This window comes from Micromonospora craterilacus (assembly GCF_003236315.1).
Lineage (GTDB): Bacteria > Actinomycetota > Actinomycetes > Mycobacteriales > Micromonosporaceae > Micromonospora > Micromonospora craterilacus.
This window is the reverse complement of record NZ_POTY01000003.1, coordinates 79,374-93,732: the sequence shown is the minus strand read 5'-3', so window position 1 is coordinate 93,732 and position 14,359 is coordinate 79,374. Positions and strand designations below refer to the sequence as shown.

Annotated in this window: 16 protein-coding genes; 13 read left to right on the top strand and 3 right to left on the bottom strand. The window is 74.5% G+C overall.

The features are described 5' to 3' along the window. From C1I95_RS36090 to C1I95_RS01265, 13 genes are all read left to right on the top strand, one after another. Positions 1 to 1,071, top strand: a 1,071-nt coding sequence (locus C1I95_RS36090) for a 3-hydroxyacyl-ACP dehydratase FabZ family protein (RefSeq protein WP_233513184.1), incomplete at its 5' end; no start/stop codon positions are given. 6 nt (positions 1,072 to 1,077) lie between these two features. Further along, positions 1,078 to 1,332 (top strand): acyl carrier protein, encoded by a 255-nt coding sequence (locus C1I95_RS01320; RefSeq protein ID WP_111211884.1) that lies wholly within the window; start codon positions 1,078 to 1,080, stop codon positions 1,330 to 1,332. Positions 1,333 to 1,335: 3 nt separating this feature from the next. Further along, entirely contained in the window at positions 1,336 to 2,541 is a 1,206-nt protein-coding gene (locus tag C1I95_RS01315) for a beta-ketoacyl-[acyl-carrier-protein] synthase family protein (RefSeq protein ID WP_111211883.1), read from the top strand. Then, positions 2,538 to 3,743: a beta-ketoacyl synthase N-terminal-like domain-containing protein gene (locus C1I95_RS01310; protein ID WP_111211882.1), complete on the top strand. Its 1,206-nt coding sequence runs from the start codon at positions 2,538 to 2,540 to the stop codon at positions 3,741 to 3,743. The genes C1I95_RS01315 and C1I95_RS01310 overlap by 4 nt, the downstream gene beginning before the upstream one ends. Further along, positions 3,721 to 4,836, top strand: coding sequence for a beta-ketoacyl synthase N-terminal-like domain-containing protein (locus tag C1I95_RS01305; RefSeq protein ID WP_111211881.1), 1,116 nt, complete (start codon positions 3,721 to 3,723; stop codon positions 4,834 to 4,836). Before C1I95_RS01310 ends, C1I95_RS01305 begins: the two co-directional genes overlap by 23 nt. Beyond that, on the top strand, positions 4,833 to 6,158 hold the full coding sequence (locus tag C1I95_RS01300; protein ID WP_267900683.1) for a beta-ketoacyl synthase N-terminal-like domain-containing protein: 1,326 nt from the start codon (positions 4,833 to 4,835) through the stop codon (positions 6,156 to 6,158). Before C1I95_RS01305 ends, C1I95_RS01300 begins: the two co-directional genes overlap by 4 nt. Then, a complete protein-coding gene (locus C1I95_RS01295) occupies positions 6,158 to 6,940 on the top strand; it encodes an alpha/beta fold hydrolase (RefSeq protein ID WP_438941266.1) in 783 nt (260 codons plus the stop codon). The genes C1I95_RS01300 and C1I95_RS01295 overlap by 1 nt, the downstream gene beginning before the upstream one ends. 16 nt (positions 6,941 to 6,956) lie before the next feature. Then, the gene (locus tag C1I95_RS01290; RefSeq protein WP_111211880.1) at positions 6,957 to 7,895 is read left to right on the top strand and encodes a thioesterase family protein; all 939 of its coding nucleotides are present in this window, start codon (positions 6,957 to 6,959) and stop codon (positions 7,893 to 7,895) included. Next, positions 7,892 to 8,596, top strand: a complete 705-nt coding sequence (locus C1I95_RS01285; protein WP_111211879.1) for a 2-hydroxychromene-2-carboxylate isomerase — start codon at positions 7,892 to 7,894, stop codon at positions 8,594 to 8,596. The genes C1I95_RS01290 and C1I95_RS01285 overlap by 4 nt, the downstream gene beginning before the upstream one ends. Next, positions 8,593 to 9,327: a class II aldolase/adducin family protein gene (locus tag C1I95_RS01280; RefSeq protein WP_111211878.1), complete on the top strand. Its 735-nt coding sequence runs from the start codon at positions 8,593 to 8,595 to the stop codon at positions 9,325 to 9,327. Before C1I95_RS01285 ends, C1I95_RS01280 begins: the two co-directional genes overlap by 4 nt. Positions 9,328 to 9,343: 16 nt before the next feature. After that, positions 9,344 to 10,897 carry an AMP-binding protein gene (locus C1I95_RS01275; protein ID WP_111211877.1) on the top strand — a complete coding sequence of 518 codons (1,554 nt, stop codon included), beginning with the start codon at positions 9,344 to 9,346 and terminating at the stop codon, positions 10,895 to 10,897. Next, positions 10,894 to 12,156 carry a cytochrome P450 gene (locus C1I95_RS01270; protein WP_111211876.1) on the top strand — a complete coding sequence of 421 codons (1,263 nt, stop codon included), beginning with the start codon at positions 10,894 to 10,896 and terminating at the stop codon, positions 12,154 to 12,156. Before C1I95_RS01275 ends, C1I95_RS01270 begins: the two co-directional genes overlap by 4 nt. A 162-nt stretch (positions 12,157 to 12,318) precedes the next feature. After that, positions 12,319 to 12,834 carry a hypothetical protein gene (locus tag C1I95_RS01265; RefSeq protein WP_111211875.1) on the top strand — a complete coding sequence of 172 codons (516 nt, stop codon included), beginning with the start codon at positions 12,319 to 12,321 and terminating at the stop codon, positions 12,832 to 12,834. A gap of 47 nt (positions 12,835 to 12,881) precedes the next feature. Here C1I95_RS01265 and C1I95_RS01260 read toward each other — a convergent pair whose 3' ends face one another. From C1I95_RS01260 to C1I95_RS01250, 3 genes are all read right to left on the bottom strand, one after another. Continuing rightward, positions 12,882 to 13,523 (bottom strand): STAS domain-containing protein, encoded by a 642-nt coding sequence (locus tag C1I95_RS01260; protein ID WP_111211874.1) that lies wholly within the window; start codon positions 13,521 to 13,523, stop codon positions 12,882 to 12,884. An 86-nt stretch (positions 13,524 to 13,609) separates the two neighbouring features. Further along, positions 13,610 to 13,879, bottom strand: coding sequence for a GlsB/YeaQ/YmgE family stress response membrane protein (locus tag C1I95_RS01255; RefSeq protein ID WP_111211873.1), 270 nt, complete (start codon positions 13,877 to 13,879; stop codon positions 13,610 to 13,612). Between the two features lie 43 nt (positions 13,880 to 13,922). Then, a complete protein-coding gene (locus C1I95_RS01250) occupies positions 13,923 to 14,354 on the bottom strand; it encodes an STAS domain-containing protein (protein ID WP_233513182.1) in 432 nt (143 codons plus the stop codon). Positions 14,355 to 14,359 lie beyond the last annotated feature (5 nt).

The following is a 14,359-nucleotide window of genomic DNA, read 5'->3' as shown; positions in this document are numbered from 1 at the left end:
GGTCGACCCTGCCCGCCCGGTGCCGCCCCGCTGGCCGCCGTCGACGACCTTCAGGTCAGCGCCGAGGGCGGCCGGGTGGAGGTGATCGCCGGGGTGCCGGTCCGCCTCGACGATCCGAACCTCTGCGGCCACTTCCCCGGCTTCCCGGTGTTCCCCGGCGTGTTCATCGTCGAGGCGCTGGTGCAGGCGGTCGACATCGCGCTGCGGGGCGCCGGCCGGCCCCGGCTGCGGCTGCGCGCGGTGGACGCGGTGCGCTTCCTGGCGCCGCTGCTGCCGCCGGACCGGCTGACCCTCGACATCGTCGCGGTCGCCGACGGGCCCGAGCGATGGGCGGTCACCGCCTCGGGCAGCCGGGACGACGGCACGGTGACCGTGACGCTGCGCGCCCGCTTCGACGGCAGCGACCCCGCCGACCGGCCCGACGGCGGCATCGCCACGCCAGCCGGGCTCGTGCCCACCCCTGCCGGATCCGCCCGGCCGTCGAGCGGCGGGCTCGGGCAGCACCAGATCCGTGCGTTGCTGCCGCAGCGCTTTCCACTGCTGCTGGTCGACCGGGTGCTGACGATGACGCCGGGTACCCACATCGAGGCGGTCAAGGCGGTCACCGCCACCGAACCCTGCTACCGGGACCTGACCGACGACGCGCCGCCCGGCGACTACGCCTACCCGGCCTCGCTGCTGGTGGAGTCGCTCGGGCAGACCGCCGCCCTGCTCTGGCTCGCCGAAGCCGACGGACCGGTCGGCGACGACCAGGTGCTGATGTTCGTCGGGGCCCGGGACTTCGTCTTCGACAGCGCCGCCTACCCGGGCGATGTGCTGCGCCACACCGTCCACCTCGAACGGGTGATCGCCGACACCGCCTTCGCCACCGGCGAGACGTACGTCGGTGACCGCCGCATCGCCCGCGTCGGCACGCTGATGGCCGCCCGACGTCCGCGTACGGCGCTCGCGGCACCGGCTCCGGTCGGCGCGGCGACCGCCACCCCGCCCGGCGCCGGCGTCTCCACCGCCCGGGAACCGTCCCGGCGCGGGGCGCCACCGCCTCCGTCAATCCTCCGCTGGAAAGGCTGACCTGTCATGACGCAGACCGACCCCCGCATGGCCGAACTCCGCGACATCGTGGCGGAGGTGCTGGAGCTCGAGCCGGAGGAGCTCACCGAGACCGGCGACTTCGCCGAGGACTACCAGGCGGACTCGCTGCGGGCCATCGAGATCCTGGCCCGGATCGACAAGAAGTTCAAGATCGAGATCCCGCAGTCGGAGCTGCCCCAGCTGAACAACCTCAAGGCGGTCTACGACGCGGTGGTGCGCCACTCTGCCGGTCAGGTCTGAGCCGTGCACCGGGTCGTGGTGACCGGGCTCGGCCCGGTGTCCAGCATCGGGATCGGCGTGTCCGCGTTCACCGACGGCCTGCGGGAAGGCCGGTCCGGCATCTCCCCGATCAGCAGCTTCGACGCCAGCGGGTTTCCGCACCGCAACGCCGGGGAGGTGCCCGGGTTCCGCCCCGAGACGCTGCTGCGCCGGATCGAGGCGGCGCGGTGGGGCCGGTCCGGCCAGTTCGCGGCGGCCGCCGCACGGCTCGCCCTGGCCGACTCCGGCCTGGACCCGGCGACGGTCGCCGCCGGCCGGGCCGGGGTGGTCGTCGGGACCACCAGCGGCGAGTCGGTGGTGGTCGAGGCGGTCACCGCCCAGCAGGTCGAGGCCGGCTTCGGCGGCATGGACCCGGACCTGCTCGGGCAGGTCCCGGCCGGCCGGCTCGCCCACGCGGTCAGCACCGAGCTGGACCTGGCCGGGGAGTCGCTGACCCTGGCCACCGCCTGCTCGGCCAGCAACTACGCGATCGGCTACGCGTACGACATGCTGGTCACCGGGGAGGCGGAGGTGATGTTCGCCGGCGGCGCCGACTCGGTCTGCCGCTGGGCCCACGCCGGCTTCTTCCGGCTGGGCGCGCTCACCGCCGACGCCTGCTCACCGTTCGACCGGAACCGCTCGGGCATCCTCACCGGCGAGGGCGGGGCGATCCTGATGCTGGAGACCCTGGACCACGCGCGGGCCCGGGGCGCGCGCATCTACGCGGAGGTGCTCGGGTACGGCGTCAACTGCGACGCCAGCCATCCCGTCGCACCGGATCGCGCCAGCATCGCCAACTGCATGCGCGCGGCACACCGCAACGCCTCGATCAAGCCGGAGGACGTGGACTACATCTGCGCCCACGGCACCGGAACCCCGGCCAACGACTCGGTGGAGGCCCAGGCCATCTTCGACGTGTTCGGCGACCGGGTGCCTCCGGTCAGTTCGATCAAGTCGATGATGGGCCACACCATGGGCGCGGCCAGCGGCTTCGGCGCGATCGCCGGGACGCTCGCCATCGCGCACGGCTTCCTGCCGCCGACCATCAACTGGTCCACTCCGGACCCGGCCCTGGCCGGGCTGGACCCGGTGCCGAACACCGCTCGGGAGACCGGCGTGCGGGTGGTGCAGAACAACGGGTTCGCCTTCGGCGGCAACAACGCCATCGTCCTGATCGGAGCGGTCGAATGAGTGGCGTCGTGATCACCGGATGGAGCACGACCAGCCCCGCCGGGGTGGGCCGGGCCGCCCTCGTCGACCGCCTGGCCACCGTCGTCGGCGCCGCCGCGGCCGGCACCGCCGCGACCGGTGATTCACCGCTGGTCGGCGCTGCGACGGCCGTCCCGGACGGTGCCGGCTGGCCGGTCGAGCCGCCGCCGGCCGACCCGGTCGAGGTGACCGCGCTGTCCGACGAGCCGCTGCCCACCCCGACCGGGCACGCGCTGGTCGACTTCGACGTCCGCGCCCACCTGGGGCGCAAGGGCACCAGCTTCTACGACCGGGCGACCGCACTGGCCGTGGTGGCCTGCGGGGACGCGCTGCGCGACGCGGCCGTCGAGGTGGACGACACCAACCGGTCCCGGCTCGGCGTGGTGCTCGGCACCTCGCTGGGCAGCTTCCGCTCGACCAGCGACTACACCCGGGAGACCCTGGTCCAGGACAAGCCGTACCTGGTCAACCCGGTGCTGTTCCCCAACACCGTGATGAACTGCGCCGCCGGCCAGGCGGCGATCCGGTACGGCCTGCGTGGCGTCAACGCCACCGTGGCGACCGGCCCGCTGGCCTTTCTCGACGCGCTGCGCTACGGCACCAACGCCATCGCCCGCGGCTACGTCGACGCGATGCTGGTCGGCGCGGTCGAGGAGTTCAGCCCGCACCGGGCCTGGACGACCTGGCTGACCGGCCAGCCCGGGCGGTCCATCCCGACCGGGGAGGCCGCCGCGGTGTTCCTGCTCACCCGAGCCGACCGACCCGACTGGGCCGGCCCGCGCCGCGAGGCCGAGGTACTCGCCCTGACCACCGGGTACGGGCCGGGCGGCGGCCCGGCGGCCGACCAGGCGCTGACCGGCTGCGTCACCCGGGCGGTACGCCGCGCCGGCGTCGACCCGGCCGACATCAGCTGTGTCCTCACCGGGGAGACGGACCCGGACGACACCGACGAGTACGCCCCCGCCTGCGCGGCGCTCGGGCACGTACCGGCCCGGATGCGGGTCAGCCGACTGTTCGGGCGCTGCGACGCGGCCACCGGAGGTCTCGCGCTGGCCACCTTCCTGGCCTCCGAGCCGCCCGAGCCGACCCCGAGGCTGGCGCTGCTGACCGGGCGCAGCCCGGACGGCGGCACCGCCGCCGCCATCGTCAGGGGGTGGCCCGGTGCCGGCGCGTCTGATCGCTAGCCAGCTGCGCACCTGCCTCGGTGACGGGGCGGAGACCTTCGCGGCGCTGCTCGCCGGGCGCAGCGGGATCGGGCCGCTGCGACACGGGGAGCCGACCGCCCTCAACGTCGCCCACGGCTACCACGTCGAGGACGGCGCGACGCGCGCCTTCGCGGCCAGCCGCTGGGTCGCCGACTGCGCCCGGCGGGCCATCGCCGACTGCGGTCTCGATCCGCGGCGGCGTCGGATGGTGGCGCTGGTCGGCACCGGGCTGCGGGAACTGGCTGCGGTGGAGGCGTACGCCACCGGCGGCGCGGCGTTCCCGGCGCACCGGCTGCACTTCGGCGACGCGGTACGCGCGGCCGTGCCCGGCCTGCACGAGGTGGTGACGGTCAGCAACGCGTGCAGCGCGGGTGGACACGTACTGGCCCTCGCCGAGGATCTGCTCATGCTCGGCGAGGCCGACGCGGTGCTGGTCTGCGGCGTCGACGCCGCCACCGAGTCGATGCTGGCGATGATCGGCCGGGTCGCCGACCACCCGACCGACGCGGTACGCCCGTTCGACGCCGACCGGCAGGGGGTGCTGCTCGGCGACGGCGCGGTCGCCGCGGTGCTGATGCCCGACGACCACGCCGGCCCGGCCCTGGCCCGGATCGTGGCCACCGGCCTGTCCTGCGACGCCCACCACGAGACCGCCCCCGCCGTGCCGGGTATCGCGCGGGCGATGCGCGACGCGCTGGCCCGCGGCGGCCGGGACCCGGCCGAGGTGGACCTGGTCGTGGCGCACGGCACCGGCACCGCGCTCAACGACCCCGCCGAATCCGAGGCGATCCGGCAGGTGCTGGTGGCCGGCGGCGGCGACCCGCTGGTCACCGCCGTGAAGGGCGCCACCGGGCACACCTCCGGCGCCGCCGCGCTGGTCAACGTCGACGTGGCCTGGCGCTGCCTGGCCGGCGGCCGGGTGCCGCCGGTGGTGGGGCTGCGCCGCCCGCTGCCCGAGGGGGCGGGGCTGCGCTTCGCCACCACGGCCACCGCGTCGACGCCCCGCCTGGTGCAGTGCGACGCGTTCGGCTTCGGCGGCGTCAACGCCGTCACCCTGGTGGAGGCCCCGTGACCCGCCCACTGACCGCCGCCGACCCGGACGGCTCCACGCCCGCCGCCGACCCGGACGGCTCCACGCCCGCCGCCGGCCCGGGCGGCTCCACGCCCGCCGCTGGTCCAGGTGGGTCCGTGCCCGCCGTCGGTCCGGGTGGGTCCGTGCCCGCCGCTGGTCCGGGCCGGGCCCCGCGCACCGGCGGTCCGGGCAAACCCGCGACAGACACCGCCGGGGGCAGGGTCGGCCGGACGGCGTCCGGTGCCGAGGGACGGGTGACGGTGCGGGTGACCGGTTGGAGTCTGCACCTGCCAGACGCGGACAGCCTCGCCACCGACCTGGCCGGCTGGTCCGGCGTGGCACCGCAGCGGCTGGCCGGGGCGTTGGCCGGCGCGGTGCCGGCCGACCGCGCGTCCGAGGTGCTCGGCCGCAAGGGCCTGCTGTACAAGGAGCCGGCGACCCGGTTGGCGCTGTGCGCGGTGCACCGTGCCCTCGGCCTGCCGCCCGGCCGCAACGCTCCGGCGGCCGTGGACCCGACCACCGCGGTGGTCGTGGCCGGCAACCTCGGCAACGTGGCCACCGTCGCCGACCTGGCGCGAACGATCCGCGCCGACGGCGGTCGCGCGGTCAGCCCGCTGGCCGCGCCGAACGCCTCCAGCAACGTGGTGGCCAGCACGATCGCCCTGTGGTTCGGCTTCGGCGGGCCGAATCTGATGATCTGCTCGGGCGCCACCGCCGGGCTCGACGCCGTCCGTGCCGCGGCCCTGCTGCTGCGGGCCGGCCGGGCCGCGCGAGTGGTGGTGGTGGGCACCGAACCGGCCGACGAGGTCGCCACCGGACTGCACCAGGCGGGCCGCCCTTCCACGCTGCGCGCCGGCGCGGCCTGCCTGGTGCTCACCACCGACGCCCGGACTGCCGACGCCCGGACTGCCAACGTCGAGACTGCCGACGTCGGGACTGCCGACGTCAGGACCGCCGGTGGTGCGGGGCCGGTCCTGCTGCCGGCCGCGGCACGGCCGGCGTATCGCCGGTTGGGCCCGGGTGGCTTCGACCCGGCGGTGCGGTGGGGCGACTGCTACGGCGCCGCCGGGGTGGTCAACCTGGCCCTGGCCGCAACACTGCTGGACGCCGGTGTGCCCGGCCCGCTCGCCGTCGCCTGCGGCGACGACACCGACGGCCGGCGCGAGGTGTGCCTCGGTACCGACGGCGGGCCCAAGGCGCGCCCTGACACCGACGGCGGGCCCGCGGCGCGCCTCGGCGCTGACGGCGGGCGTGAGGCGATGGCCGACACCAACAACGGCCCCGAGGCGGGCCGGGACGGTGAACGGTGGGCGGGGCGGTGATCGCAGCGCCGGTGGTGCACGAGCTGAGCCCGGGGACGGCCGGGGGAGACCTGGTGGTGCTCGCCCACGGCCTGGAGGACTCCTGGGAGTCGTGGCGGCCACTGGCCCGGGCCTTCGATCCCCGCTGGCGGGTGCTGGCGCTGGACCTGCCGTGGCGGGCCGGCAACGACTACCGGTGGCGCCGCCAGGGCAGTGTGGCCCGGTGGCTGGCCGCCGGGCTGGACCAGCTGCCCCGGCCGGCGGACACCGTCGTCGCCCACTCGTTCGGGGCCAACGCGACGCTGGAGCTGATGGCCTCGGGCCGGCCGCCGGCCCGCGCGGCGGTGCTGATCTGCCCGCTGTACTGCCCGCCGGAGCAGCCGATCACCTGGCAGGTCTTCGACCGGGCCCGGCGTACCTTCGACCGGCACGTCCGCGACGGGCTGCGGCTGCGCATCGGCGAGCGGCTGCGCACGCTGGACGCCGCCGTCCTCGAGGCGATGATCGCCAAGGCGATCGACCGGATCGGTCCGGCCGGCTTCCTCACCGTCTTCGACCAGTTCGTCGCCAGCGGCGGGCTCGCGCTGACCACGGTGGACACCCCGACGCTGATCCTGGCCGGCGGCGCCGACCCGACCCTGTCCGCGGCCGCCGCCGCGACCCTGGGCCGGGACATGCCCCGGGCGAACCTGCTGGTGCACGAGCACTACGACCACTTCTGCCACGTCCGCCACGCCGCCGAGGTCGCGGAGCAGGCCGCCCGGTTCGTCGGCGCGGCGAACCGGGTGACGGTACGTCCCTGACGACAGGAGCAGACACATGACCAGTGCGCCCACCGCCCCGCTGACCGTCCTGGTCGGGCGGCCCCGGTACGAGGGGGCGAACATCCGCACCTGGATCGGCTTCAAACACTTCATCTACCTGGTGGAGGAAGCCGTCCTGCAGTGGCTGCGCGACCGTGGCCCCGGCGCGCGGGACCTCTTCCACGACCACGGCCTCGGCGTCGAGGTGGTCGACTGCTCGGTGCAGCTGCCGGCGGTGCTGGAGGTCGACGACGAGGTGCGGGTCGAGGTGACCGGGGAGTCCGGCAGCCGACTCGCGGTGCAGATGACGGTGCACCGCGACGGCCGGGAACAGCTGGTGCTGCGCGGCAAGGTACGCATCGCACTGGTCGCCGAGCCCGCCGCGACGGCCAGCGCGCCCGCACCTGCGCACCTGGCCGACCTGGTGGTGCCGACGGTCGGCGCGGCCGGGGTGCTCGCCCGCCCCGATCACCGGCCGATCGGCGCCGGTGAGACGGTCGCCGACGTGCTGGCCCCGGCCTGGTCGAACGCGTTCTTGTGGAGCTGGCGGGCGCCGTACTTCTACTGCCACTTCTCCGACCGGGTGCAGCACTCCGGCTACGTGCGGGCGCTGGAGGAGGTGGTGGACCGGTTCCTGGCCGCCCGGGGCATCTCGGTGGGCCGGCTGGTCCGCGAGCGGTCCTGGATCCCGGTGGTCTCCCGGGCCCGGGTACGACTGGTCGAGGCGGCCCGGATGGAGGAGGAGGTGCACACCGTGCTGACCGTCACCGACGTGCTGCGCGGGGTCATGTTCGACGCCCGGATGGACTGCTACGTACGCCGCGACGACCGGCTGGTGCACACCGCGACCGCGAGCATCCTGCACGGGTACGCGATCAGCGCCGGACCACGCGCCGGTGAGCTGGCCGAGTTCGACGACGAGGTGCTGCGCGCGCTGTCCGGGACCGCGGCGTGAAGCGGCGGCCCCGGCTGTACTTCTCGTTCCGCAGCCCGTACAGCTGGCTGACCGTGCACCGGCTGCGCCGCGAGGTGCCCGACGTCTTCGACCGGCTGGACTGGTTCCCGTACTGGGATCCGGACGCCAAGACGGCCGCGGCGCTGGCCGAGCGGGGCGCCGAGTTCCACTACGTGCAGATGAGCCGGGCCAAACACCGCTACATCCTGTTGGACACCAAGCGGCTGGCGGAGCGGTCGGGCCTGACGATGGCCTGGCCGATCGACGTGGACCCGTGGTGGGAGTTGCCGCACCTGGCCTGGTTGGCGGCTCGCCGCGCGGGGCGGGCGATGCCGTTCTACGACGCGCTGGTCGCCGCCCGGTGGGGGCGCGGCGAGGACATCTGCACCCCGGAGGTGATCGGCCGGGCCGCCGTCGAGGCCGGGTTCGACCCGGTCGCCGCGCAGCACGCCACGGACGACGAGGAGATCCGCGCGGAGGCCACCGACTGCCTGGAAGCGGCGTACGACGACGATGTGTTCGGCATCCCGTACCTGCGTTGGGGCCGGCACCGGTTCTGGGGGCTGGACCGGCTCGACCACTTCCTGGCCGCCTGGCGGCCCGAGATCGATCCCCCGGCGGCGGACCCCGCCGCAGGCGTACCGGCGGCGGTCGTCGCCGGCGCCGCCTTCGACACCGACACCCCGGGAGGCTGCGGATGACCGGGCGGACGCCGGCCGAGGAACGCCTACGCCGGCAGCGGCAACTCGCCGCGACTTGCCGGCTCTTCGCCCGGTACGGGTTCGACGAGGGGGCCGGCGGCCACGTGACCGCCCGTGACCCGCAGGACCCGGACCGGTTCTGGATCAACCCGTTCGGCATGCACTTCGGGCACGTACGGGTCAGCGACCTGCTGCTGGTCGACGCGGCCGGGGAGGTGCTGGAGGGCGCCGGGCGGATCAACCCGGCCGGGTACGTCATCCACTCGCACGTGCACGCCGCGCGTCCCGACGTGGTCGCCGCCGCGCACACCCACTCCACCCACGGGCGGGCCTGGTCGGCGCTGGGCCGTCCGCTGGATCCGATCACCCAGGACGCCTGCGCCTTCTACCAGGACCACACGGTGTTCGACGACTACACCGGGGTGGTGCTCGCCGACGAGGAGGGCAAGCGCATCGCCGACGCGCTCGGCGAGACCAAGGCGGTGGTGTTGCGCAACCACGGGTTGCTGACCGTCGGCGGTTCGGTGGCGGAGGCGGCCTGGTGGTTCATCGCCATGGACCGCAGCTGCCAGGTGCAGCTGCTCGCCGAGGCGGCCGGTCGGCCGGTCCTGATCGACCCGGCGGCGGCCGCCGAGACCCGGCGCACCATCGGCACCCCGGGGATCGCCCGGCTGAACTTCCGTCCGCTGTACGCCGACATCGTCCGGGCCCAGCCGGACCTGCTGGACTGACCGGGAAGGGGCGGGGATGGCCGTACTGCTGCGGGATCTGGCCGGGGCCGCCGGCGAGCCGGCGCTGCGCGACGCGACCGGGGAACTGGACTGGCCGGGCCTCGACGCGCGGGTGAACCGGTGGATCCGGCTGTTGCGCGCGCAGGGGCTGCGGGTCGGCGACACGATGGCGGTGGTCTGCGGCAACCGGCGGGAGACCTTCGAGGCGCTGCTCGCCGCCATCCACACCGGGGTGACGGTGGTGCCGGTCAACTGGCACCTGACCGCGCCCGAGATCGCGTACCAGCTGACGGACTCGACGAGCCGGCTGGTGCTGGCCGAGCCGGCGTACGCGGCGGTGGTCGGCGAGGCGGTGCGGGCCTGCGCCGCCCCGGTGCGCCAGCTGGTGACCGGAGATCGGGACGTCGCCGAGGCCGCCGCGGTCGAGCCGCTGCTGGCCGACCACGCCGACGACGAGCCGGCGGAGCAGGTGTGCGGCTCCACCATGCTCTACACCTCGGGCACCACCGGCGCCCCGAAAGGGGTACGCAACAACCTGTTCCGCACCGGTGCGCCGTTCAGCCGGGTGGAGCGGCTGTTGGCGTACGCCGGGCACACCCTGGCGGTGCCGGCGCGGGGCGCGGTGCTGCTGGCCGGCCCCTGGTACCACTCCGCGCAGCTGTTCTTCGCGCTGCTGCCGCTGCTGCGCGGCAGCCGGTTGGTGCTGCACGAGCGGTTCGACCCGCAGGCGTTCCTGGCCGCGCTGGCCGAGCACCGGATCACCGCCTGCCACCTGGTGCCCACCCAGTTCGTCCGGCTGCTGCGGCTGGACATCGCCGTACGGGCCCGGGCCGACGTGCACAGCCTGCGGGTGGTGTGGCACGGCGGGGGCCCCTGCCCGGTCGAGGTGAAACGCCGGATGATCGGCTGGTGGGGGCCGGTGGTGGTCGAGTACTACGCGGCCACCGAGGCGGGGGTGGTCACCCTCATCGGGGCCGACGACTGGCTGCGCCGTCCGGGCAGCGTCGGCCGGGCCGTGCCGCCCAATGAGATCGTGATCCTCGATCCGGAGGGTGCCACGCTGCCGGCCGGTCAGCCGGGCCGGGTCTTCGTCCGCCGCGCCGGGCAGACCTTCGAGTACCACAACGCCCCGGAGAAGACCCGGGACGCACATCTGAGCCCCGGCGTGTTCACCTACGGCGAGACCGGCTACCTCGACGACGACGGCTACCTCTACCTGACCGGCCGGGCCCGGGAACTGATCATCTCCGGCGGGGTGAACATCTACCCGGCCGAGGTGCAGGCGGTGCTGCTGGCCCACCCGGGGGTGCGGGACGTGGCGGTGACCGGCGAGCCGGACGACGAGTACGGCGAGCGGGTGGTGGCCGTCGTCGAACTGGACCCGCGCCGGCTCGACCCGACCGACGCCGCGCCGGCTCTGGACCGGTTCTGCCGGCGTTCCCTGGCCGGGTTCAAGGTGCCCCGACGGTGGCGGTTCGTCGCCGAGCTGCCCCGCGACAGCACCGGCAAGCTGCGTCACGACGTGCTGCGGGAGCTGCTGCACCCCGAGGCGGCCGGAGACCGGTCATGAGCCAGCTGGTGGACCGCCCGGACGTGGCGCATCCGGCGACGTACGGCGCCGGGGTGCCGTTCGCCGAGTTCGCCCGGATGCGGCGGGAGTCGCCGGTGTGCTGGGTGCCGGAGCCGGCCCTCTGGCGGCGCAGCGGCGGCGGACAGATGCTCAGTCAGGGGTCCGGGTTCTGGGCGGTCACCAGCCACGAGGGAGTGGTCGCCGCGTCCCGGCAGCCGGAGCTGTTCTCCTCCGGCCGCAAGGGCGCGTTCCTGCCCGACCCGCGCACCACCGCCGACCTGGAACAGGCCCGTCAACTACTGGTCAACATGGACGCGCCCCAGCACTCCCGGATCCGCCGGCTGGTCACCGCGGTGTTCACGCCGCGGGCGATCCGGGCGCTGCACGACAGCGTCGCCGCCCACGCCCACGCCCTGGTGCAGCGGGCGGTACGCCGGGCGGACTGCGACGTGGTCACCGACCTGGCCGCCGAGTTGCCGCTGCTGGTCCTCGCGGACCTGCTCGGTCTGCCCCGTGAGGACCGACACCTGCTCTACCGGTGGAGCAACAACCTGGTCGGCTTCGACGATCCCGAGTACGGCGGCGGAAACGTGGAGGCGTACCGGGCCACCTTCTTCGAGGCGTTCCAGTACGCGCTCACCGTCGCCGGCGAACGCCGCCGGTCACCCCGCGACGACCTGATGACGCTGCTGGCGACGAGCGAGGTGGACGGCCGCCGACTGTCCGACCGGGAGTTCTGCAGCTTCTGGCTGCTGCTGGTGGTGGCCGGCAACGAGACGACCCGACACCTCATCTCCGGCAGTGTGCTGGCGTTGCTGGACGACCCGGCGCAGCGGGAGCGGCTGACCCGAGAAGCGACGCTGACGCCCTCGGCAACGGAGGAGATGCTGCGCTGGGTCACCCCGATCATGCAGTTTCGGCGTACCGCCACCCGCGACACCGAACTGTGCGGTCAGCCCATCGCCGAGGGGGAGAAGGTGGTGCTGTGGTACGTGTCGGCGAACCGCGACGCACGCGTCTTCGACGCCGCGGACACGCTGCGTCTGGACCGGGACCCGAACCCGCACCTGGCCTTCGGCATGGGACCGCACTTCTGTCTCGGCGCCCACCTGGCCCGGCTGGAGGCGCAGACCATGCTGCGGGAACTGGTGCCGCACCTGGCGCGTTTCGAGCTGACCGGCCCGGTCATCCGGCTGGAAAGCAACTTCGTCAACGGGGTGAAGTCGCTGCCCGGACGCTTCACCGCGGCCCGCCGGTGACGGCCCGCCACGTGACGTGTGTGTCGGCTACGTTCGGTCATGCCGACACGCGGCGGGGCGGCATCTGTAAGGAGCCAGCTCAATCCGCTAGTCTGGTTATGATGTCGAGCCACCACACTGTCGGGGTGTGTGCGGTCATGTGACGAACGGCGGAGGGTAGCGATGGGTGACTACACAATCACCATCAGAGCCGAGGGCGCCGACACGGAAACCGTCATCTGTGTCGACATGGACGGGTCGACCCCGCGAGTCGTGGAGCTTGCGATGCGGGCCGGCAGTGGCATCTCGGCACCGACCCTCCCCACCTTCGACCTGAATCTGCTGCTGCGCGCGCTGTTCCCGTCCGGTGCGACGCCCGCGACGCCGGCTGCGGTCGAGAGCACCGTCGGGCCGGCCGTCGAGGAGACGTCCGCCGAGCAGCCACGCGCCACCGCCGCCGGCAAGCGGTCGGTGCGGTCCGGTGCCAACCGCGCCGCCGCCGGCACCGGGCGCCGCCGCACCGAGGCACCGGTGCCCAAGGGCCGGGTCTACCGGCGTATGCCGGAGGACGTCGTCGAGGTCTTCAACCGCACCGGCACCGTCACCGCCGTCGCCGAACACTACGGCGTGCCCCGGCACACCGCGCAGGGCTGGATCGGCCGGCTGCGCCGCCGTGGCGGTTTCTCCGCCGCCTCCTGACCGTCTGCCCGTCCGCCGGGCGCGTGCCCGGCCGGACTACCGCGCGGTCACACGGTGACGCTGCTGGCGGGTCGACGCCTGGTCGGCAGGGGCGCCGGCGACCCGGCGTCGGCCGGGGCGTCGGACCGGGCGGCCGCCCGCAACTCGGCGAGGGCGGCATCCAGGTCGTCGTAGATCGGGAAGACCCCGTCGAGCTTCATCGTGTGCAGCACGGTGCGGATGAACCTCGACGGTGCGGCCAGGCAGAGCCGTCCACCGCGGTCACGTACCTCGCGGTGGGCGCGGACCAGCAGGCCCAGCCCGACCGGGTCGATGACCTGGACGCGGGCCAGGTCCACCACGACCGTCCCGCCCATGTCGACCGCCCCGCGCAGCGCGGTGCGCAGCGCGTTGCCGGCGTCCGCGTCGAGGTCGCCGTTGGTGGCGACCACCATCACGTCGCCGATGCGGTCCATGCCGCGCGGCCCGCCGGCGCGGTCGCCCCCCGGCGCGGTCGGGCCCGGGGGCAGGGTGCTGCACCGTGGGCAGCGGTGTGGGCCGGTGGCGAACGGCGAACCGCTCCATCCGTGGTCGGAGACCAGCGTCCAGACGACCTCGGCGTCCGGCAGCACGCAGGCGGTGCCGGTGGTGGTCTCGCCGCAGACGTCGCAGATCAGGGTCATCAGGTTGTCGTCCGGTACGACGGTCATCCTGCTTCCTCTCCGGTGTCGCGGCCGGTGCGGCCGGAACACGGACTCGGGGCGTCGGGCGGGTGGCGCCGTCGCCGTGCGGACGGTCAGAGGGAGTCGGAGCGTTCCTTGCCGGCGGTGGCGACCACGATCGCCACGCCGACCGCGGCGAGACCGGCCTGGACGACCAGGCCCAACAGGCTGAAACCCCGAACGCCGACGAGCCAGGCGCTGATGGCGCCGAGCAGCGCGGCGACGGCGCCGATGGTCATGGTGAGCCACAGCGGCACGGTCGGCCGGCCGGGGACGACGAGTCGGCCGAGCGCGCCGACGGCGATGCCGACGGCGAGGGCCGCGGCGATCCCGGCGATGGTCATCCTGCTCCTCGTACTCGCGGATCCGTGCGTCAGCTGCGGTGGGTCAGGTGCGTACGGTGACGGTGGCGCGGCCGTACGCCGTCGTGCGCGGGGCGGCAACCGGCAGTGTGGTGCCGCCCGCGGGCGGTGTCGCGGGGCCGGTGACCGCCGTCGGCGGCGCCTCGGAATCGGTGTGCACCGGCAGGATCTGGTCCAGCCGGGCGGTCTGCAGGATGCGGGCGATGCGCGGGTTGGGATTCCGCACCGAGAGCACGCCGCCGGCGCGGACCATCCGGCGGTGCACGTCGAGCAGCAGGCCGATGGCCGCGGCGTCGATGTGCCGGCAACCGGACAAGTCGATCACGACCTGCTTCGGGTGCAGGGTCAGCAGTTGGTCGAAGACCGCACCGGTCTCCCGCAGGCAGGCCAGGTCGAACTCGGTGATGGCCACCTCCACCAGCGGCACGGTGCACTCGGGGCGTTGTGGCGTGGTCACGGCGG

Coding starts and splice junctions, on each gene's coding strand:
- C1I95_RS01320 (WP_111211884.1), top strand. CDS start 1,078: ATGACGCAGACCGACCCCCGCATGGCCGAACTCCGCGACATCGTGGCG.
- C1I95_RS01310 (WP_111211882.1), top strand. CDS start 2,538: ATGAGTGGCGTCGTGATCACCGGATGGAGCACGACCAGCCCCGCCGGG.
- C1I95_RS01290 (WP_111211880.1), top strand. CDS start 6,957: ATGACCAGTGCGCCCACCGCCCCGCTGACCGTCCTGGTCGGGCGGCCC.
- C1I95_RS01280 (WP_111211878.1), top strand. CDS start 8,593: ATGACCGGGCGGACGCCGGCCGAGGAACGCCTACGCCGGCAGCGGCAA.
- C1I95_RS01275 (WP_111211877.1), top strand. CDS start 9,344: ATGGCCGTACTGCTGCGGGATCTGGCCGGGGCCGCCGGCGAGCCGGCG.
- C1I95_RS01270 (WP_111211876.1), top strand. CDS start 10,894: ATGAGCCAGCTGGTGGACCGCCCGGACGTGGCGCATCCGGCGACGTAC.
- C1I95_RS01265 (WP_111211875.1), top strand. CDS start 12,319: ATGGGTGACTACACAATCACCATCAGAGCCGAGGGCGCCGACACGGAA.
- C1I95_RS01260 (WP_111211874.1), bottom strand. CDS start 13,523: ATGACCGTCGTACCGGACGACAACCTGATGACCCTGATCTGCGACGTC.
- C1I95_RS01255 (WP_111211873.1), bottom strand. CDS start 13,879: ATGACCATCGCCGGGATCGCCGCGGCCCTCGCCGTCGGCATCGCCGTC.